This is a genomic window from Nonomuraea sp. CA-143628 (genome assembly GCF_050942315.1).
GTDB lineage: Bacteria > Actinomycetota > Actinomycetes > Streptosporangiales > Streptosporangiaceae > Nonomuraea.
Genome location: NZ_CP192072.1, coordinates 5,474,529 through 5,494,547, shown reverse-complemented (window position 1 = coordinate 5,494,547; position 20,019 = coordinate 5,474,529). Strand labels below are relative to the sequence as shown.

The 20,019-nt window shown below is 68.5% G+C and carries 17 protein-coding genes; 7 read left to right on the top strand and 10 right to left on the bottom strand.

What is annotated here, in order from left to right:
* Nucleotides 1–6 precede the first annotated feature (6 nt).
* Complete coding sequence (gene prcB, locus ACQP2T_RS25135; protein ID WP_433518491.1) at nucleotides 7–855, bottom strand: proteasome subunit beta; 849 nt, start codon at nucleotides 853–855, stop codon at nucleotides 7–9.
* A 172-nt stretch (nucleotides 856–1,027) separates the two neighbouring features.
* Between prcB and ACQP2T_RS25130 the strand changes: the two genes are divergently transcribed.
* Together ACQP2T_RS25130 and ACQP2T_RS25125 are read left to right on the top strand one after the other, a co-directional pair.
* A complete protein-coding gene (locus ACQP2T_RS25130; protein ID WP_433518490.1) occupies nucleotides 1,028–2,392 on the top strand; it encodes an extracellular solute-binding protein in 1,365 nt (454 codons plus the stop codon).
* A 462-nt stretch (nucleotides 2,393–2,854) separates the two neighbouring features.
* Nucleotides 2,855–3,913 carry a DNA polymerase IV gene (locus ACQP2T_RS25125; RefSeq protein WP_433518489.1) on the top strand — a complete coding sequence of 353 codons (1,059 nt, stop codon included), beginning with the start codon at nucleotides 2,855–2,857 and terminating at the stop codon, nucleotides 3,911–3,913.
* Here ACQP2T_RS25125 and ACQP2T_RS25120 read toward each other — a convergent pair.
* Nucleotides 3,889–4,881: an endonuclease domain-containing protein gene (locus tag ACQP2T_RS25120; protein ID WP_433518488.1), complete on the bottom strand. Its 993-nt coding sequence runs from the start codon at nucleotides 4,879–4,881 to the stop codon at nucleotides 3,889–3,891. The genes ACQP2T_RS25125 and ACQP2T_RS25120 overlap by 25 nt on opposite strands.
* Nucleotides 4,882–4,914: 33 nt before the next feature.
* Nucleotides 4,915–5,124, bottom strand: coding sequence for a ubiquitin-like protein Pup (locus tag ACQP2T_RS25115; protein WP_225291274.1), 210 nt, complete (start codon nucleotides 5,122–5,124; stop codon nucleotides 4,915–4,917).
* A 150-nt stretch (nucleotides 5,125–5,274) separates the two neighbouring features.
* Here ACQP2T_RS25115 and ACQP2T_RS25110 point away from each other — a divergent pair, with 150 nt between their 5' ends.
* On the top strand, nucleotides 5,275–5,679 hold the full coding sequence (locus ACQP2T_RS25110) for a hypothetical protein (RefSeq protein ID WP_433518487.1): 405 nt from the start codon (nucleotides 5,275–5,277) through the stop codon (nucleotides 5,677–5,679).
* Nucleotides 5,680–5,868: 189 nt separating this feature from the next.
* Here the strand turns inward: ACQP2T_RS25110 and dop are convergent, their stop codons facing one another.
* The 4 genes from dop to ACQP2T_RS25090 all read right to left on the bottom strand — a co-directional run bounded on the left by dop (nucleotide 5,869) and on the right by ACQP2T_RS25090 (nucleotide 11,550).
* Nucleotides 5,869–7,383 carry a depupylase/deamidase Dop gene (gene dop, locus ACQP2T_RS25105; RefSeq protein WP_433518486.1) on the bottom strand — a complete coding sequence of 505 codons (1,515 nt, stop codon included), beginning with the start codon at nucleotides 7,381–7,383 and terminating at the stop codon, nucleotides 5,869–5,871.
* Between the two features lie 86 nt (nucleotides 7,384–7,469).
* Nucleotides 7,470–8,594 (bottom strand): acyltransferase family protein, encoded by a 1,125-nt coding sequence (locus ACQP2T_RS25100; protein WP_433518485.1) that lies wholly within the window; start codon nucleotides 8,592–8,594, stop codon nucleotides 7,470–7,472.
* 136 nt (nucleotides 8,595–8,730) lie between these two features.
* Entirely contained in the window at nucleotides 8,731–10,494 is a 1,764-nt protein-coding gene (arc, locus tag ACQP2T_RS25095; RefSeq protein WP_225291277.1) for a proteasome ATPase, read from the bottom strand.
* A 204-nt stretch (nucleotides 10,495–10,698) separates the two neighbouring features.
* A complete protein-coding gene (locus tag ACQP2T_RS25090; RefSeq protein ID WP_433518484.1) occupies nucleotides 10,699–11,550 on the bottom strand; it encodes a tRNA (adenine-N1)-methyltransferase in 852 nt (283 codons plus the stop codon).
* A gap of 91 nt (nucleotides 11,551–11,641) precedes the next feature.
* Between ACQP2T_RS25090 and ACQP2T_RS25085 the strand changes: the two genes are divergently transcribed.
* Complete coding sequence (locus ACQP2T_RS25085; RefSeq protein ID WP_433518483.1) at nucleotides 11,642–12,697, top strand: GNAT family N-acetyltransferase; 1,056 nt, start codon at nucleotides 11,642–11,644, stop codon at nucleotides 12,695–12,697.
* A gap of 131 nt (nucleotides 12,698–12,828) precedes the next feature.
* Nucleotides 12,829–13,326 (top strand): hypothetical protein, encoded by a 498-nt coding sequence (locus tag ACQP2T_RS25080; RefSeq protein ID WP_433518482.1) that lies wholly within the window; start codon nucleotides 12,829–12,831, stop codon nucleotides 13,324–13,326.
* 556 nt (nucleotides 13,327–13,882) lie between these two features.
* Here ACQP2T_RS25080 and ACQP2T_RS25075 read toward each other — a convergent pair.
* Nucleotides 13,883–14,590, bottom strand: a complete 708-nt coding sequence (locus ACQP2T_RS25075) for a FadR/GntR family transcriptional regulator (protein ID WP_433518481.1) — start codon at nucleotides 14,588–14,590, stop codon at nucleotides 13,883–13,885.
* A gap of 112 nt (nucleotides 14,591–14,702) precedes the next feature.
* Here ACQP2T_RS25075 and ACQP2T_RS25070 point away from each other — a divergent pair, with 112 nt between their 5' ends.
* Nucleotides 14,703–15,212, top strand: a complete 510-nt coding sequence (locus ACQP2T_RS25070) for a gluconokinase (RefSeq protein WP_433518480.1) — start codon at nucleotides 14,703–14,705, stop codon at nucleotides 15,210–15,212.
* 772 nt (nucleotides 15,213–15,984) lie between these two features.
* Here the strand turns inward: ACQP2T_RS25070 and ACQP2T_RS25065 are convergent.
* Both ACQP2T_RS25065 and ACQP2T_RS25060 read right to left on the bottom strand, forming a co-directional pair.
* The gene (locus ACQP2T_RS25065; protein WP_433518479.1) at nucleotides 15,985–17,481 is read right to left on the bottom strand and encodes an FHA domain-containing protein; all 1,497 of its coding nucleotides are present in this window, start codon (nucleotides 17,479–17,481) and stop codon (nucleotides 15,985–15,987) included.
* A gap of 330 nt (nucleotides 17,482–17,811) precedes the next feature.
* The gene (locus tag ACQP2T_RS25060) at nucleotides 17,812–18,948 is read right to left on the bottom strand and encodes a site-2 protease family protein (RefSeq protein WP_433518478.1); all 1,137 of its coding nucleotides are present in this window, start codon (nucleotides 18,946–18,948) and stop codon (nucleotides 17,812–17,814) included.
* A gap of 114 nt (nucleotides 18,949–19,062) precedes the next feature.
* Between ACQP2T_RS25060 and ACQP2T_RS25055 the strand changes: the two genes are divergently transcribed.
* Nucleotides 19,063–19,923, top strand: coding sequence for a RecB family exonuclease (locus tag ACQP2T_RS25055; RefSeq protein ID WP_433518477.1), 861 nt, complete (start codon nucleotides 19,063–19,065; stop codon nucleotides 19,921–19,923).
* The last annotated feature ends 96 nt before the right edge of the window (nucleotides 19,924–20,019 follow it).

Sequence of the window (20,019 nt, the reverse complement as noted above, 5' to 3'; positions counted from 1 at the left end):
TCCTTTCTAGCGCAGCGGGGCGATGGGGCCGTCAGGGGAGATGAGGCGGAGTTCGAGCATCTGCTCGACGTAACCGGCCACCTCGTCGTCCGACAACCGGCGGAAGCCGTCGGCGTCGATCACCGAGACGATCGGCCAGATCTTCCGCGTCACATCGGGCCCGCCGGTGGCCGAATCGTCGTCCGCCGCGTCGTACAGCGCCTGGATCAACGCCGTCACCGTGTCGTCCGCCGACATCCCATCGCGGTAGAGCTTCTTCAGCGCCCCCCGCGCGAAGATCGAACCGGAACCGATCGCGTCGAACCGGTCACGCTCGTAGGGGCCGCCCGCCACGTCGTAGCTGAAGATCCGCCCGCCGTCGCGCTCCGCGTCATAGGCGGCGAACAGCGGCACCACCACCAGCCCCTGCATCGCCATGCCGAGATTGCCGCGGATCATCGCGGCCAGCCGGTTGGCCTTGCCGTTGACCGATAGCGTGCGGCCCTCCAGCTTCTCGTAGTGCTCCAGCTCGACCCGGTAGAGCCTGGCCATCTCGATGCCCGTGCTGGCCGTGCCGGCGATGCCCATGCACGAATAATCGTCGGTCCTGAACACCTTCTCCACGTCACGCTGAGAAATGATGTTGCCGGACGTCGCCCGCCGGTCGCCCGCCATGACCACGCCCCCCGCGAACGTGGCGGCGACGATCGTGGTCGCGTGCGGAACCTGGTCGCCGATCGGCGTGGCCAGAATCTCACCACGCACCGGAAGCAGCCCTGGCGCGCGCGAACCGACGAACTCGGTGAACGAGGAACTTCCGGTGTTGTGGAAAAGCTGGTCCATCAAGCCGACGGGCAGATCCCTGTGCGATGCCACGCGACTCCCTCCCAAACGTCACTGTCCCTAAAGGGGACCCTACTCATGTTGCGTCGCTGTCTGCACTTCCCACGATCAGCCCACGGCGAACCGGTCACCAGATCGTTTCTTTACGCCCAGTAGAGGCCGTGCGATTGTCGGTATGTCTGCACGTCCTGAACAGGAGGCCGACATGCCACTCCCCAGCCGACCTGCGGTGATCGTGGCTCTCGCCATCGTGGCCCTCTGCTCCTGCGGGACCGGCGCGCCCTCCGGAGGGGAGGGCGTCACCCTCGTCATCGCCGCCAACTCCATCTCCGGCGGCAAGAACTCCGAGTCCGCCGACTGGATCAAGCGATGGGTGATCCCCGGCTTCGAGCAGACCCACCACAACGTCAAGGTGCTCTTCCGGCCCAGCGGCGTCGACGACGAGCAGTACAAGACCAAGATCGCGCTCGACCTCAAGGCCAAGGCCGGAGCCGACGTCATCGACCTCGACGGCATCTGGGTCGGCGAGTTCGCCCAGGCCGGCTACATCAAGCCGCTCGCCGAGGTGGGCGGGCCCGCCGTCGACTCCTGGGAGGGCTGGTCGCAGATCCCGCAGGCCGTACAGGGGCTCGGCGTCTTCGACGGCAAGAAGTACGGCCTGCCCCAGGGCACCGACGGCCGCGTCCTGTTCTACAACAAGACCCTGTTCAAGAAAGCCGGACTGCCCGACCCATGGCAGCCCACGAGCTGGGAGGACATCCTGATGGCCGGCGGCAGGCTGAAGACCGCGGGCGTGCCCACCCCCATCCAGATCAACGCCGGCACCGCGATGGGCGAGGCCACCACCATGCAGGGCGTACTCCCCCTCCTCGCCGCCGCCGGGTCCGAGATCTACACCGACGGCAAGTGGACCGGCGCCACCCGGGCCATGAAGGACGTCCTCGGCTTCTACCAGCGGCTCTACGCCTCCGGGCTCAGCGACCCCAAACTGCAGCAGGAGGCCAAGGGCCGCGACAAGTCCTTCGCCCAGTTCGCCGCCGGCAAGATCGGCATCCTGGCCGAGAGCGACTACTTCTGGCGCTCCGTCATCGAGCCGAAGGCCGGGGTCGCCCCCATGGCCGACCGCGACTCGGCCGTCGGCTACGCCGAGATCCCCGCCAAGAACCCCGGCGGCGCCATCCGCGGCCAGGACTTCGCCAGCATGTCGGGCGGCGCCATACGAGTGCTGAACCCGTTCTCCAAGAACCCCAAGCTGGCCTGGGAACTGCTCGCCTTCATGCACTCCGCGGCGGCCACCAAGGCGCAACTGGCCGGACAAGCCCGGATCAGCTCCCGCGGCGACGTCAACAGCGAGGTCCTCACCGCCGACCCGATGCTGAAGTACATCGCCGACAAGGTGCTGCCCATCACCGCCTACCGCCCCGGCCTCGCCGTCTACCCACAGGTCTCCGTCGCCCTCCAGGAGGCCACCGCGGCGATCGTCAGCGGCAAGACCGCCGACGAGGCGGCCGCCGCCTACCAGACCAAACTGGAGGGCCTGGTGGGCGGCGCGGACCACGTCACCGGGTGAGGGAGCGCCGCTGTCTGAACCGCGATCCGAAGGATCGCCATCAATACTGACACGGCGGGGCTGCGCAGGGCGAGAGCGGCCGGGTTCGTCCTGCCCGCCGTCGTCCTCATCGGCGTCTTCCTCGTCTTCCCCGCCCTCTGGACGATCTACCTCGGGCTCACCGACCATCGCCTCACCGGCCTGACCCCCGCCGACCCCAGGTCGTCTCGAATACCTGGAACTCCTGCTCCGAGCCCGCCCCGACGCCCGTCTCCGTCCTGGAGAACCTCCGTACCAGCACCCTGGTCACCCTCGAGACGGACGACACCCTCATCCAGGCCGTCGTCCCCGAAGGCGACGAACCCCCCATCGGCACCCCCGCCTGGCCACTCCCCCGCCGCTCCCTCCTCTACCGCGACGACCGCCTACTCTGACAGAGGTGTCCACCATGGTCCGGGTCCCGCACGTCCTACTCTGAGAGACGTGTCCACCAGGGACTGGGTCCTGCACGTCGACCTCGACCAGTTCATCGCCGCCGTCGAGATCCTGCGCCACCCCGAGCTCCGCGGCAGACCCGTCGTGGTCGGCGGCTCCGGCGACCCCACCCAGCCGCGCACCGTCGCCGCCACCGCCACCTACGAAGCCCGCGAACACGGCGTCCACTCCGGCATGCCGCTCCGCACCGCGCTCAGACGGTGCCCCGACGCCGTCTTCCTGCCCAGCGACCCGCCCGCCTACGAGGCCGCGTCCGAGCGCGTCATGGCCACGCTGCGCGGGTTTCCCGTCCTGGTGGAGATCTGGGGCTGGGACGAGGCGTTCATCGGCGCCCGGACCGACGACCCCGAGGCACTGGCCACCGCCCTCCAGCAGGCCGTCCTGGCCGAAACCGCCCTGTCCTGCTCCGTCGGCATCGGCGACAACAAGCACCAGGCCAAACTCGCCTCCGCGTTCGCCAAACCCGCCGGGATCTACCGTCTCACCGGCGACAACTGGGCCGAGGTCATGAACGACCGGCCCACCGACGCGCTCTGGGGCATCGGCGCCAAGATCGCCAAAAAGCTGGCCGACCTGGGACTCGACACGGTCGCCCAGCTCGCCGCCACCGACCCCGCCGACCTGGCCCGCCGCTTCGGCCCCACCAACGGCCCCTGGTATCGCTATCTCGCCCTCGGCAAGGGCGAAGCCGAGGTCGTCACCACTCCCTGGGTCGCCCGCGGCCACAGCCGCGAGATCACCTTCCCGCACGACCTCACCGACAGAACCGAAATATCCACCCACATAGCCACACTGGCCCGACGGGTCGCCTCAGACGCGACCGCCGCGGGACGAGTGATCGTCCGCGTCTCGGTGAAGGTGCGATTCGCGCCCTTCCTCACCCGCACCCGCCAGTCGAAGCTCCCCTCACCCACCACCGACGCGGCCGAGCTGTCCCGCGCCGCCCTCACCGTGCTCGACCGCTTCGACCTCAACCGGCCGGTCCGCCTCCTCGGCGTGGCCGTCGAATACGCCCCACCGGATCAGACCCGGACCGCTCGCTCATAGAACTCGGACCGCATCTCCTCGTCGGCGCGGATGAACTCCTGGATCTCCTCCTCAGACACATCCTCGATGTCCTGCCACTCGACCGTCGCCTCGATGTAGGCCAACGCCCGCCACGCCACCCCCGGATCGTCCCTGAACTGGCCGATACCGGTGTTGCACGGCAAGCAGAGCGCGTAGCGCACATCGCCCGTACGGTGACAGTGATCGACATGCTCGGGCGAACGGTCCCAGCAGACCACGCACAACCCGTACTGATCGACCACCATGCGCTCGACATCCTCATGCCGCATGCCGTAACGCTGGGTCAGGTGGTAAGTCCTCGTCGGCGCCACCGACTCCGGACGCCGCTGCGGCGGGATCACGAACTCGGGCCAGAGGATCTCCCCGTCCAGATAGAGGGCGGCGAGTTCGAGCAACACGGTGTTGTCACCGAAATGCCCCAGCCCGTTGTTGCAGTTGAAACAGAGAACACCCCGCACCAGGCCGCTCTGGTGGCAGTGGTCGACGAACGTGCCGGGGACCACCTGACAGATGGCGCATAGCCCATTCTGCTGGGCAAGCATGCGCTCGAAGTCGTCCTGGGTGATGCCGTAGCGGAGTTTGAGCAGGTAGTTCCGCTCACTCCCGTGATTCTTGATCTTGTTTTCCTGCATCACCCGAGCGTGACACGGCTTGCAATAATTGGTCCGCCCATCATTGCTGGCACGATTGCGCCCGAACTCCGCAAAGGCTTTCGCCTCCTTACAACGCGGACAGTACTTGTGCCCTGGAGCCACTTCGATCGCCTCGCGGACAGTCTTACCCTGCTCGCCACGACGCTTGCGATAGCTCTGCGTGGACCGCACACGGAAGCAGCCCTTGCAGTACCGCGCAAGCCCATCGCTCAGTCGCTTGTTCAGCCCGAACTCAGAGACCCCCTTCACCTCCTTACAGTCCGGGCACCACTTCATCCCCTCAGGCGTTTCCACCCCATTCCTCCCGATTTCGATGTCCGTTTTGCCCTACTCTCCGCCCTTTTGGACATAAGAGCGCACGAATTCCTCTGCGTTCTCTTCGAGAACTTCGTCGATTTCGTCCAGAATTGCGTCGACATCGTCGGTCAGCTTCTCCTGGCGCTCCTGCACATCCGGCGCCGCCGAAGCCTCGGTCTCCTCGACCTCGCTCTCGCGCCGACCGGCCTGCTTCTGGCCACCCGTGTCCTTGCTTGCCATGTCCTACCTACCTCCGCTTGGGGGACTGCTCTCTAGGCATATCTTCCCCGAACCGGGCGACATTTCGCGCCCAAGGCCCCGCGATCTTGCCGACTTGACTAGATAGTCCCCCTATCCAATAATGAGGCCCCTGTCCCACAGGAGGTTTCGATGTCCCCCTCGTCCCTGAGCACCGCAGGTGTGCTTCTCATCACAGTCCCGGCGGTGGCCTTCGGCGGCGTCTCGCTGCTGACGTTCCTCATGCGGAACGTGCCCGGCTACAACGACAACCCGGTGCGCCGCAGCCTCTGGCGGGCCGGCCACGCTCACGCGGGCGTGCTGGTGTTGTTCAGCCTCGTGGCGATGCTCTACGTGGATCAGGCGGACCTTTCGGACGGCCTGAAGAGCCTGGTCCGCATCCTCATCGTGGCCGCCCCGATCCTCATGCCGCTCGGCTTCTTCCTGTCGGTGGTCCGTCCCAGCGACACCAAGCCGAGCAAGCTCATCGGGCTGACGGTGGTAGGGGGCGCGGCGCTGGCGGCAGGCACGCTGACGCTGGGCATCGGCCTGCTCTGAGGAGACGCCTCCGGGTGCGGGAAGAACGCCCATGGCCGGGAGCGCGACGTGACGGCGCCCGGCCGTGTATCGCCGGAGAAGCGTTCCCCTGGACGGGGCCCGGCCATGTGCGCGCGCTGGCGCCTTCCCGTGCTTGCCGTAAAAAATCGGCTTGTACGGAGTCAGCCCCCGGATGGAGGCGTACGGCGGCTAGTCTCCGCCGGTGAGGGCGGCGACCAGGTCGGCGGCGGTGCGGCAGCGGTCGAAGAGTTCGCCCACGTGGGCCTTCGTGCCGCGCAGTGGTTCGAGGGTCGGCACGCGCTGGAGGGATTCGCGGCCCGGGATGTCGAAGATGACCGAGTCCCACGAGGCGGCCGCGACGGACTCGCTGTATTGACGCAGGCAGCGGCCGCGGAAGTAGGCGCGGGTGTCGGTGGGTGGGTTCTCGACGGCGCGCTGGACGTCGTCCTCGGTGACCAGGCGCTGCATGCGTCCGCGGGCGACGAGGCGGTTGTAGAGGCCGCGGTCGGGGCGGATGTCGGAGTATTGCAGGTCGACGAGTTGCAGCCGGGGGTGGGACCAGGTGAGCGAGTCGCGGGTGCGGTAGCCCTCGAGGAGTTCGAGTTTGGCGACCCAGTCGAGTTCGCGGGAGAGCTGCATGGGGTCTTCGGCCAGGCGGGTGAGGACGGATTCCCAGCGGTCGAGGATGTCCTTGTTCATCTCTTCCTGGGCGGTGCCGCGTTCCTCGACGTACTTGCGGGCCTGCTCGAGATATTCCATCTGCAGTTGGATGGCGGTGAGCTTGCGGCCGTCGCGCAGGGGGATCTCGTAGCGGCAGGTGGGGTCGTGGGAGACCGCGCGCAGGGCTTGTACGGGGTTCTCGACGGCGAGGTCGCGGCTGAGGAAGCCGTCTTCGATCATGGCGAGGACGAGGGCGGTGGAGCCCAACTTCAGGTATGTCGAAATTTCCGACATGTTGGCGTCGCCGATGATCACGTGCAGCCGCCGGTACTTCTCCGGGTCGGCGTGCGGCTCGTCCCTGGTGTTGATGATCGGCCGCTTGAGCGTGGTCTCCAGGCCCACCTCGACCTCGAAGAAGTCGGCCCGCTGGCTGATCTGGAAGCCTTCGCCGCGCGAGTCCTGTCCGATGCCGACCTTGCCCGCGCCCACGACGACCTGGCGGGAGACGAAGAACGGGGTGAGGTGACGGACGATGTCGGCGAAGGGGGTGGCGCGCCGCATGAGGTAGTTCTCGTGACAGCCGTAGCTGGCGCCCTTGGCGTCGGTGTTGTTCTTGTAGAGCTGGATGGGCGCGTTGGACGGGATCGCGGAGGCCCGCTGGGCGGCGTCGTACATGACGCGTTCGCCGGCCTTGTCCCAGAGGACGGCGGCGCGCGGGTTGGTGCACTCGGGGGTGGAGTATTCGGGGTGGGCGTGGTCGACGTAGAGCCTGGCGCCGTTGGTGAGAATGACGTTGGCGAGGCCGAGGTCCTCGTCGGTGAGCTGGCTGGGGTCGGCGACCTCTCTGGCCAGGTCGAAGCCGCGAGCGTCGCGCAGCGGGTTCTCCTCTTCGAAGTCCCACCTCGCCCTGCGCGCCCTGGCGGCGGAAGCCGCCAGGTAGGCGTTCACCACCTGCGAGGAGGTGACCATCGCGTTGGCGCCTGGCTGACCTGGTACGGAGATGCCGTACTCGGTCTCGATGCCCATCACCCGACGCACCGTCATGCAACACCCTCTGTTCGTCCGGATCTGCCTATCCGCCGTTTATATGCCCGAGCCTATGCCCTTCACAGTGCCCCAGGGTCACAGAGTTATGGCACCGCAGTCTTTTCCACCTTTACGGCGGGAACTGGGGGGGTTTGTGGACGTGCGCGGGGCTTAAGAAGACGCTGGATGGGGCGTTCGGCTAGGGAGTAGACAAGGTAGGACAGGAGCACGGCCGCGAGCGTGGTGGTGAGGGCGGTGGCCCAGGGGGCCATTCTGGTGGCCAGGATGGGGATGAGAGCCACGGCGACGACCGAGTGGAACAGGTAGAGCGGGTAGGTCGTCGCGCCGAGCGCAGTGAGCGTTCTGGACGGTCGTAGCCGGAACACGCCGAGGGCGACGAACGACATCGCGGCGAAGATGACCGTGATGGTGATGATCACGCTGAGGTCGCTGACGGGCATGCTCTTGAATCCGGCGACCTTGATCCGGCCGTGGACGCGTTCGAGCGCGGAGTGCACCGCCAGGACGTAGCCGCAGGCGACGTAGAGCCAGGGCAGCACGGCGTTGCGGTGTTTGTGGATGAGATAGAGGGCCATGCCGGCGGCGAAGTAGGGGGCGTAGCGGGGCATGACGATCTCGTTGAGCACCTCGTTGCCGAGCAGTTCGGCGCCGAGGGCGGCGGCCAGCCAGACACCGGCGAAGATCATGACGCGGCCGTAGGTGACACCGATGATCACGAGGATGGCCATGAGGAGATAGAAGCGGAGTTCGGCCCAGAGGGACCAGTAGACGCCGCTGGCGTCCAGGACCTTGAACAGCCGCTGGAACATACTGGCGTTCACCAGATACTCGCCAGGCGAAAGCTTGGGGTCGAGCACCTTGGCGCCGGTGAGGCCGTAGAGAGCGGCGACGGCGGCGAGGCTGAGCCAGTAGGCCGGGTAGAGGCGGACGAACCTGCTCCGGGCGAACGCGCCGAGCCCCCTCCCCCACGCGCTCATGAGGATGACGAAGCCGCTGATGACGAAGAATAACTCCACGCCCAGGATGCCGAGCCCGGCGAACGGGGCGACGGCGGGGAAGAGCTCGGCGGGCCGGTCTCCCCAGACGGAGGCGAACGCGATCAGGTAGTGGAAGGCCAGCACCGCCAGGGCGGCGACGAACCTGAGCAGATCGAGTTCGGCCAGCCGGCCTTCTCCGGGTGAGCGCCTCGGCCGGTTGGGTGGTTGCACGCCCTGTTGGACGGCACAACGATCACTTTGGTTCCGTTGGTCCCAATTTTCACACGGGCCTCTCGGCGACGCGGAGAAGATGGGGCGGCATGAGAAGGGGCCGCGCGGAGACCGCGCGGCCCTTCTCAGCAGCCTCTTACAGGTATTGGCCGGTGTTGGCGACGGTGTCGATGGAGCGACCCGCCTCAGCGCCCTGCTTGCCCGACACGAGCGTGCGGATGTAGACGATGCGCTCGCCCTTCTTGCCGGAGATGCGGGCCCAGTCGTCCGGGTTGGTGGTGTTGGGCAGGTCCTCGTTCTCGGAGAACTCGTCCACGCAGGCCGTGAGCAGGTGCTGCACCCGCAGGCCCTTCTGGCCGCTCTCGAGGAACTGCTTGATGGCCATCTTCTTGCCCCGGTCGACGATGTTCTGGATCATCGCGCCGGAGTTGAAGTCCTTGAAGTAGAGGACTTCCTTGTCGCCGTTGGCGTAGGTCACCTCGAGGAAGCGGTTCTCTTCGCTCTCGGTGTACATGCGCTCCACGACGCTCTGGATCATGCCGTGAATGGTGCCCTCGCGGGAACCGCTGTGCTCCGCGAGGTCGTCGGGGTGCAGCGGCAGTTCGGAGATGAGGTACTTGGAGAAGATGTCCTTCGCCGCTTCGGCGTCGGGCCGCTCGATCTTGATCTTGACGTCCAGGCGGCCAGGCCGCAGGATCGCCGGGTCGATCATGTCCTCGCGGTTGGAGGCGCCTATGACGATGACGTTTTCCAGGCCCTCGACACCGTCGATCTCCGAAAGGAGCTGGGGAACGATGGTGTTCTCGACGTCCGAGGAGACGCCGGAGCCTCGGGTGCGGAAGATCGAGTCCATCTCGTCGAAGAACACGATCACCGGGGTGCCCTCTGAGGCCTTCTCGCGAGCCCGCTGGAAGACCAGGCGGATGTGCCGCTCGGTCTCGCCGACGTACTTGTTGAGCAGCTCGGGGCCCTTGATGTTGAGGAAGAAGCTCTTGCCTTCCTGGCCGGTGCGCTCCGCGACCTGCTTGGCCAGGGAGTTGGCGACGGCCTTGGCGATGAGCGTCTTGCCGCAGCCGGGCGGGCCGTAGAGCAGAACGCCCTTGGGTGGGCGCAGCTTGTGCTCGCGGAACAGGTCGGCGTGCAGGTAGGGCAGCTCGATGGCGTCCCTGATCTGCTCGATCTGCCTCATCAGGCCACCGATCTCCTCGTAGGAGATGTCGGGGACCTCTTCGAGCACGAGTTCTTCGACTTCGGACTTGGGAATCCGCTCGTAGACGTAGCCCGAGCGGGGTTCGAGCAACAGCGAGTCGCCCGCCCTGATCGGCTGCCCGACCAGTGACTCGGCGAGACGCACGACGCGCTCCTCGTCCGCGTGCGAGATGACCAGTGCGCGCTGCCCCTGGTCGAGGAGCTCTTTGAGCATCACGATCTCGCCGACCTCTTCGTAGCCGAGGGCTTCGACCACGTTGAGCGCCTCGTTCAGCATGACCTCCTGGCCACGCCGGAGCGAGTCGACGTCGACGGCGGGGCTGACGTTCACCCGCAGCTTGCGGCCGCCGGTGAACACCTCGATCGTGCCGTCTTCTCTGGCCTCCAGGAAGGTGCCGAACCCGGATGGCGGCTGTGCCAGCCGGTCGACTTCTTCCTTGAGGGCAACGATCTGATCCCTGGCCTCCTTGAGTGTGGCGACCAGGCGCTCGTTCTGGCCGGTGACGGCCGCGAGGTTCGCCTGCGCCTCGTGGAGACGCTCTTCAAGGACTCTGGCCTGACGGGGTGACTCGGCCAGCTTCCGCCTCAGCGCGGTGATCTCCTCTTGGAGGAAGGAGACCTGTGTTGAAAGATCAGCGACCTCCCGTTCGCGCTGCGCGGCTCGAGCCTCAGCATCATCGCGAGCTGCCACGCCCCGTCACCTCCTTCCCAGTCGAGGGCGACTACTAAGGACCTTACCTATCTCGGGCCCCTCCGTAACCTGGCCGGGCAGTGTTCGTCGTGTGACATTCAGTGTTCGGCGAATAATCCCTAATAGTGCGTTTAATACTGGCAGCATAGGAACACGGCGATCTGTTCCCGTGTCACGCACCAACGCACCCTCGTGGCCAAATTGTCATAGTTCCTCAGTGGTCCCCTTCGGTCGTCGGCGGCGTGGTGGCGGCGCCACACCGTCCGCCATGCGACGGGCGCTGACGAGGAAACCGGTGTGGCCGATCATCCGATGATCCGGTCTTACCGCGAGCCCTTCGACATGCCAGTCGCGAACCAGGGTCTCCCACGCATGGGGCTCGGTGAAACTCCCGTGATCGCGAATGACCTCGACAGTCTTGGACATCTGGGTCGTCGTGGCCACGTAGCAGCAGATGACGCCGCCCGGCGTGAGGGCCTTGGCGGCGGCGTCGACGCACTCCCAGGGGGCGAGCATGTCGAGGATGACGCGGTCGACGTCCACCTCGTCGATCGAGGCGACCAGGTCGCCGACGACGAGCCGCCAGGTGTCGTCCATGGGGCCGCCGTAGAACTTCTCCACGTTCTTGCGCGCGACGTCGGCGAACTCCTCGCGCCGCTCATAGGAGGTGACATGACCCTCGGGGCCCACCGCGCGCAGCAGGAAGCAGGTCAGCGCGCCGGAGCCGACCCCCGCCTCGATCACCCGGGCGCCGGGGAAGACGTCGGCCATGCCGACGATCTGCGCGGCGTCCTTGGGGTAGATCACGGCGGCGCCGCGCGGCATGGCCAGAGTGTAGTCCTGCAGCAGGTGGCGGAAGGCGAGGTATTGGGTGCCGCCGGAGGAGCGCACCACGGAGCCTTCGGGCTGCCCGATCAGGTCGCTGTGGGGGATGGCGCCCTTGTGCGTATGGAAGACGCCGTCCTCTTTGAGCGTGATCGTGTGGCGCTTGTTCTTGGGGTCGGTGAGCTGCACCTGATCCCCCGCCTGGAACGGCCCATGCCTGCGGAAACCCATGTCGGCAAGGTTATAGGGCTTTCGAGCACGCCTTGACGCGCGATATCTATGAGGGATGTTTCCGCGTGAAGTGATCTCTACCGGTTCCCTGGTGTTGCGTTCCCCCTCCGGCTCCGACGCCGAGGCGATCGCGCGCGCCTGCGACGACCCGGTGACGGCGCGCTTCCTGCATGTGCTGCCGTCGCCGTACACGTTGCGGGACGCGCATGACTACCTGCGGGCGGCGGAGCGCAAGTGGGCGGACGGCGGCGCGGAGTTCACGATCACCGAGAACGGCCATTACGTCGGCGCCATCGGCGTCCGGCCGCCCGATCCGTGGGGGGTCGCGGAGATCGGCTACCTGGCCGCGCCGTGGGCGCGCGGCAAGGGCGTGGTGACCAAGGCGGCGCGGGCGGTGACCGAGTGGGTGTTCGACCATGGCGTCGAACGCGTCGAACTGCACGCCGAGGTGGAGAACATCGCCAGCCTGCGGGTCGCCTACAAGGCCGGCTTCCAGGAGGAGGGGCGCAGGCGTGAGGCCAAGGTGGGACGTGACGGGCGCCGCACCGACATCATCACGCTGGCCAGGATCCGGCGCGACTCAGGCGTGGCGGCCGAGCCGTACCTGCCGTTCTTCGACGGCGGTGAGCTGAGTGACGGAGTGGTACGGCTGACGCCGATAGAGGTGGCCGACGCCCCCGAATTCCACCGGATGATGCGGGAGCCGAGCGTGGCCGCCTACGGCTTCGGGCCGCCCACCACGGTGGAGGACAACGAACGGCGCTTCCGCAACACCGGCTATTGGTGGGTGTCCGGGCAACGGATCGAGCTGGCGATCAGGGACGCCGTGTCCGGGGAGTTCGCGGGGCACCTGCAACTGGTACAGGTGGTGCCGATGATCGGGCAGGGCATGATCGGATATTCGCTGCAGCCGGAGTTCCGGGGCAGGGGGTTCATGACGCGGGCCGTACGCCTGCTGGTGGACTGGGCGTTCACCCACACTCCGCTGCACCGGATCGTGGCCGGCACCGACGTGGGCAACACGGCCTCGCACCGGGTGCTGGAGCGGTCCGGGTTCGTCCGGGAGTCGCTCCACCGGGAGCTGTTCCCCAAGGAGGACGGGAGCCGGGCGGACGAGGTGGAGTGGCTGCGCCTGCGTCCCAGCTGACCGGAAATCCCGGTTTCCGGTTTGGGGGTGGTCAAGTGACACGGCCACGGCGAGACTCGGGGTCACCGCCCCTGAGATACGCGTGATCACACTGCGCGATCTCACTTTCCCCTCCCCCGAGGGATACAGCGATGACTTACAACCGTGTCGACGTCGCCATGCGCGAACTCATCGCCTCGTTCTCCTGCCTGGACCCCGCGGGACTGATCGACAGGCTGAGCGGGACCGCCGCGGCGGTCACCGGAACGGCCTACGCGGGTTTCGTACGGGTGGACGCGCTACGGGAGGTCGCCCAGGCCGTCAATGTGCACGCGCCCCCGGTCGATCCGCTGCGGGTACGCCCGTGGCTGGAGGAGTCCGGGGTGCTCAAGACGCTCGCCACGCGGTCCGTCCGGCTGCTGATCGTGCCGGACGCGTCGATGGGCGAGCCCGGGTTCCTGGCCATGCCGGTGCCGCTCGCCACGAGGGAGCACGTGTTCCTGTGGGTGGCGGGGCGCCGGTTCGGGGAGCCGGAGGAGCACCTGCTGAGCCGCTTCGCCACCGCCTCGGGCCGGGCTCTGGAGGCCGCCAGCGGGCTGGAGGCGGCCATCCGGCTGTTACGCGGCGTGCAGGCGTTCTCCCGCGGGTGACGGGTGCCGCCGGGCCGGGTTCGGTACGGGCCGGATCGCGAGAATACGGATGACCTACGGGTGAGTCCGATGGGTGCGGCGGCCGTTTCCGTGCTGCGGTTCCAGGAGATTCTTCGCCGCTTTTCTATGCCCAAACTTGGAAATTACGGGATTTCCACAGAATGGGGGAAAGCGGCCTTCCGGACGCCCGCGGCGGGGTCGCGGCTCGCGCGGCCCCGCTGCTCAGGGGCTCCCCGGCGATCAGTGGCCCGGAGGCCCTGACCGGCGGGGCCTGGCGCGAGTGGCCGGCCTGCTTGCCGCGGAAGCGGCTTTGCGGACCGCCTAGTTCGTACACCCGCCGCGGCCGCCGGGCACCGCGGTAATCGTCGGCATATTTCGCATCTGGCCGACCCAGGGAACGACGAGTGTGCCCGCACCAATGGCGCATCGCCTGCGCGATCACGCATCAGCGGCACCACCCCGGCAACCTCGCGTCAGCTGTCGCTCGCGACCGGCGCGTGTGAGATGTCGCTCCGCGACCGACGTGTTTCAGCCGTCGCTCCGCGACCACCGCGCGTCAGACGTCTTGCCCGAGCATGGCGCTTGTCGCCTCATCGACGATGTCACCCATCGCGCTTCGCGCCGCCGCGGGGTCTCCGGCCTGGATCGCCTGGGCCACCTCCGCGTGCCGGCGGATCGCCGCCGGCTCCGGGAAGGCCGGCATCAGGTGATGGTGCGTACGAGCCGCCAGCACCTCCGTGACCACCGTGGTGAGCGCGCCGAGCATGTCGTTGCCCGAGGCTTCGAGCAGCGTCCGGTGGAACAGGATGTCGGCGGCCAGGTAGGACTCCAGGTCGCCGGACCTGCCGTGGACGGCCATCCGCATGACCGCCTCCGTCAACCGGCCGCACTGCTCGGGGGTGGCGTGGGTGGCGGCGAGCGCGGCGGCGAGGGGTTCGACGCCGCGGCGGAGCTCGCCGAGGGAGCGGAGCAGCGAGGCGCGTTCGCCGCTGTCGAGCCGCCAGCGGATGACGCGGGGGTCGAACAAATTCCAGGAGGTCCGGGGGGACACCGTGATGCCGACGCGCCGGCGGCTGCTGACCAGGCCCATCGACTCCAGGACTCGTACGGCCTCGCGCACGACCGTACGGGACACCCCGAACCTGGCCTCCAGCTGCTCGATCCTGAGCACCTGACCGGCGGCGTAGCCGCCCGCGACCACGAGGCCGCCCAGCTCGTCGAGCACGCTGCCGTGCAGACTCTCGTCCGTGAAGCCCCTGCTCACATGCCTCACATGCTTCGTCGTCAAAGGTATGATTTATTCGGCTTCTCAGCTTGATTGATATGACGCAAGCTGTCCAGTCTGACGCGCATCCGAGCCCGAGAGGTCACCCCGCATGGACGACTCACCCCGCCCGCAGCTCATCGTCGTGATGGGGGTGACGGGATGCGGCAAGTCCACCGTCGGCGCCGCGCTCGCCGAACGCCTCGGGGTGCCGTTCGCCGACGCCGACGACTTCCACAGCCCCGCGAACGTCGCCAAGATGACCGCCGGAATGCCGCTCGACGACGCCGACCGGCTGCCGTGGCTGCGCGCGGTGGGCGCCTGGCTCGCCGAGCACGCCGGCACCGGGGCCGTGATGGCCTGCTCCGCGCTGAAGCGCCACTACCGCGACCTGCTGCGGGAGACCGCCCCCGAGGTGAGCTTCCTGCACCTCGACGGCGACGTCGACATGATCAGGAAGCGGGTGGCGCACCGGCCCGGGCACTTCATGCCCGAGTCGCTGGTGGCCTCGCAGTTCGCGGCCCTCGAACCCCTCGGCCCCGACGAACGCGGCGTCGCCCTCGACCTGTCACTGCCGGTCGACGACCTCGTGAACGCCTATCTCGCCCGTACGACCTCATGAACGCCCGCTCTCGGCCGTACGGCCTCTTGAACGCGCACCTCAGCCGTAGGACCTGAGCGCGCACCTCAGCCGCACGCCACCTGAGCGCGCACCTCAGCCGCACGCCACCTGAGCGCGCACCTCAGCCGCACGCCACCTGAGCGCGCACCTCAGCCGTACGACCTCCAAACGTGCCTCGCACGGACGACCTCCTGACCGCTCCCCGCGCGACGTCCGGCACGCTCCTGGCCGACCGGCGTCGGCCGCCCGGAATGAGCCAGATCCGCGACCAAAGCGAGACGGCACGGCCGAAGCGGACAGGGCTGAGGACGCGAGGGCCCAGGGACGAGAAGCCGCCGACCCAGAGGTCCCCAGGAGCGAGAAGCCCCGAACTGAGAGGCCCAGGAGCGAGAAGCCCCAGAGACGCGAGGGCTCAGGATCGAGAAGCCCCAAGGCGAGAGGACCGACGCCGCGTTCCTGAAGGCCCTCCTGAAGGCCCTCAGCCCTGGGCGGCCAGCGGGTGGCGCACGGAGGCGCACAGCGCACGGGGCCCATTGGCGCACGCGGGCCTGGCGCACGCGGGCCTGGCGCATGGCGGCGGCCGGTGGCGGCTCCGTCGGCGGCCGGTGGCGGCTGATGCACGGAGGCGGCTGGCGCGTCGGCGGCCAGTACACGGTCGCGGCCAGCGCACGGTCCCGGGCAGCGCACGATCGCGGGTCACAGCAGAACGCCCGCACTCCCACCAGGAGCACGGGCGTTCAAGCAAGGTTCGGGAAGGTTCAGGACGAAGGGCTCATCCCCGGTGGGCCTCGAAGCGCATCGTGCGGGAGACGCCGACGCGGACCGTGGTGCCCGGGACGATGGTGACGGGCTCGTTGGGCGGGATGTCGTAGAAGTTGGGGTCGCCGGGCGGCTGGATCTGGGTGCCGTTGACCGACCCCAGGTCGACCAGGTTGACGTCCCAGCCGTCGAGCGCCACCCGCAGATGCCTGCGGGAGACCGACCCGTCGGGGCTGGTCACCTTGGCGGGCCTGGCCGTGCCGCCCGCCACCTCCGGCGCGCGCTCGGGGTCGCGTCCCAGCAGGTAGTCGCTCTCCAGCGGCAGCGCGGTGCCGTCGTCGAGGATGAGGACGCCCAGCGGGGGCCGCGGCCCCTTGTACGGCACGAGGGTGCGCTGGACGAGCGCGATGCCGCAGACCGCGCAGTAGGGCACGCGTGGGTCGTTGAAGTGGTCGTTCTTGCAGTCGACGCCGTAGACGAGCTGCCGGTCGCCGTGCTCCTCCTGGGCGGGCGGAGGCGGCGGCTGCTCGAACAGCTCTCGGGGCTGTTCGAAGTGCTCCCGTGGCTGGTCGTAGGGGGAAGAGGGCTGCTCGAAATGTTCGCGTGGCTGGTCGTACTGCTCACGCGGCTGGTCGTAGGGGGAAGAGGGCTGCTCGTACTCGGGCATCGTGCCGTTGCCTGAGTGCGCGGGCGCGGGCTCGTCGAAGGTGGGGAAGCCGCTCGGCTGCTCGGCCGGGGGCGGCGGGTCCGGGACCGCCGACAGGAACGGCGGCGGCTGCTCCAGCGCGGGAGGCGGCGGCCCTGAGGTGGACTGGGCGCCCGGCAACGGCTGCGGGCCTGACAAAGGCTGAGGGCCCGAGAACGGCTGCGGGCCCGAGGGGCCGGCGGCCGAGGGGGTGGCGGGCTGGTCGTTGCCCGACAGCGGATAGGGGGCCATCTGCACTGGAGGCGGCACGACCAGGTCGGGCTCGAAGTGCAGGGCGGTGTTGGGCAGTTCGCTGGTCAGCGGCCTGGACTGCGCCGCGGGCCGCTCGGCGACCTCACCGAAGTCGCCCGTCAGACCGCCGCCGTGCACCACGCCGCCGTCGAAGCTGACCGCGGGATGCGGCTCACCCCCGCCGGGCAGGCTCAGTGATACGCGTTGGACCGGCCCGTTGATGAGCCGGTCGGCCCAGGTCAGCGAGTCGCTGCCGGCCAGCCGGGTCTCGCCGGAGGCCGTGGTGACCGTGGCCGAGGCGGAGCCGCTGACCAGGACGGCCACGCCGCCGTCGACCGGCCCCGCGACCGCGCAGGTGGCGGGGTCGCCGGTCATGTTGGCCGCGAGCACCTGGGCGGCGCGCCTGGCGAGTGCTCTGCCGTCGCCCCCGGCGGCGGCCGTCTCGCGTAGTGCCTTGAGCAGTTCATCGGTCGCGGCCTCGGCCGCGTCGCACACCAGCAACAGCCCGCCCAGATAGGCGACCAGCCCATCTCCGGGAAGCGGACGTACCGCCCCGAAGCCCTGGCCCGTCATGACTCCTCCTTCATGACGACCGCGCTGCGCTCATCGGTGCCCTCGCTGCGCTCGGTCACTCAATTCTCCTCCCCGGAAGCCGGCGATCTCACGGCACCCGCACTGCCGTGCCGGCCACCAGCCATACGCATACCCATACGGCGAGGCGGCGTCGCGGCCGCCCCCGTCTCGATTCGGTGAACCGGTGGACCGGTGGACCGCAATAAACCTGGCCGAACAGAACACTATCGGCCAGCCGTCTCATCCTCGAACCGCCGGGTGCGATCCGGAATCACCTGATCACTGGACACGACACTAGCCGGGGGCTGCCGGTTATACGAGTGGGACATATCAGACGCCGCTGAAGACGCGGTTGACGTCGGCCGTGGCGAGCACTCCGTAGATCTCGCCGCCGCGCTCCACGAGCAGGTATTCGCCGGCCGGGGCCTCGCGCATGGCGTCGATGAGCGCCTCCCCCGTCAGATCGGCGGCCAGCACCATGGACGGCTCCAGCGACTTGGCCATGGAGCCGGTGTTCACCCAGGGGCGGCGGTGCTCGGGAGTGGCCTGTACGGACGCCTCGTGCACGATCGCGACGGGGCGGCCCTCATGATCGACGACGACGAGGGCGCCGGCCCGCTTCTCGGCGGCCTGGCGCAGCGCCTCCGACAGCGGGGTCTCGGCGACGACCGGGATCGCCCTGCGGGCCAGGGTACGGGCGTTGACCTGCGGGATCCTGGCGCGGATGCGGGCCACGCGCAGCGACTGGGTGGCGCCGAGCCAGATGAAGGAGGCCAGCACCAGCGGCCACAGCAGGTCGCGGGGGTCCACTTCCTGCCCGCTCATCAGCGACATGGCGATCGGCGAGACCACCAGCAGCACGGCCAGCACCCTGCCGCCCCAGGCGGCGGCGATCGTGCCGGAGCCGGCGTTGCTGGTCAGCTTCCAGACGCCGGCGCGCAGCATCCGGCCGCCGTCGAGCGGCAGCCCGGGCAGCAGATTGAACACGCCGACGATGAGGTTGGCCACCCAGAGCTGCCAGATCAGCACCTCGGGGATGCCGCCGCCGTTGACCAGGAAGACGTCGGCGGCCAGGCCGATCCCGGCCAGGCCCAGCGACAGCACCGGGCCGGCGGCGGCGACCATGAACTCCTTGCCGGGCGTCGGCGGCTCCTTCTCGATCTCCGACACGCCGCCGAGCAGGTAGAGGGTGATCCGGCGGACCGGCAGGCCGTAGGACTTGGCCAGCACGCTGTGGGCCAGCTCGTGCAGCAGGACCGAGACGTAGAGCAGCACGGCGAAGACGAAGGCGACGGCGTAGGCCGCTGTGGCGTCGAGTTCGGGCAGCATGGCCCGCACCCGATCGCCGAACATCCAGGTGATGAAGGCCGCGACGATGAACCACGTCCACGACACATAGACCGGGATGCCGAACGGCTTTCCCATCCGAAGACCGGAAAATTCCTGCTGCGGGCTCTGCTCGCTCACCGCGCTCCTTGCCGTTCATTACGTGCTTCCGCTGCCTTGATGCTACGCGCCGGACGAGGTGCTCCCGGCTTCGCGGGCCCTATTCTGTCGGGCTCTTGACCTAGAGTGCGGTGCATGACGTTGACCGAACCGGTGATCATCGGAGCCCTCTCCCCCTCCCGGGCGGGCGACTTCATGACCTGTCCGTTGCTCTATCGCTTCCGCGTGATCGACCAGTTGCCGGAGAAGCCCTCGGCGGCCGCCGTGCGCGGCACGGTGATCCACGCGGTCCTGGAGCGCCTGTACGACCTGCCCGCGCCGCGTCGTTCGGTGGAGGCGGCGCTGGAGCTGCTGGAGCCGCAGTGGGAGCGGTTGCTGGCCGACGATCCGCACTACGCCGAGATGTTCGCCGACGACGAGGAGCAGGCGACGTGGCTGGCGCAGGCGCGGGCGATGCTGGAGCGCTATTTCACGCTGGAGGACCCGACGCGGCTGGAGCCCGCCGAGCGGGAGCTCTATGTGGAGGCGGTCCTCGACGGCGGCCTCATGCTGCGCGGCTACGTCGACCGGCTCGACGTGGCGCCGACCGGCGAGGTGCGGGTCGTCGACTACAAGACCGGCAGCGCGCCGGGCCCCGACTTCGAGGCCAAGGCGCTGTTCCAGATGAAGTTCTACGCGCTGGTGCTGTGGCGGCTGCGCGGCCAGGTGCCCAGGCTGCTGCAACTGGTCTATCTGGGCGGCGGCGGCGAGGTGCTGCGTTACGCGCCGGACGAGGCCGATCTGCTGGCCACCGAGCGCAAGGTGCGGGCGCTGTGGACGGCGATCGAGCGGTCGCTGGAGACGGGCGAGTGGCGGGCGCGGCGCAGCCGTCTGTGCGACTGGTGCGACCACCAGGCGATCTGCCCGGAGTTCGGCGGCACTCCGCCGCCGGTGCCGGACCGGCAGCCGGGCGACACCGTACGGAGCAACCGGCGGGCGGCCACGGACGAGCTGTAGGCCACCCGCTCCGGAGCGACCGCCGGACGGCCATGGACAGCCCGTAGGAGTCCGGCTCTCCTCCCAAGGGAGGAGGTTCCGGGCTTTCACCTGGAC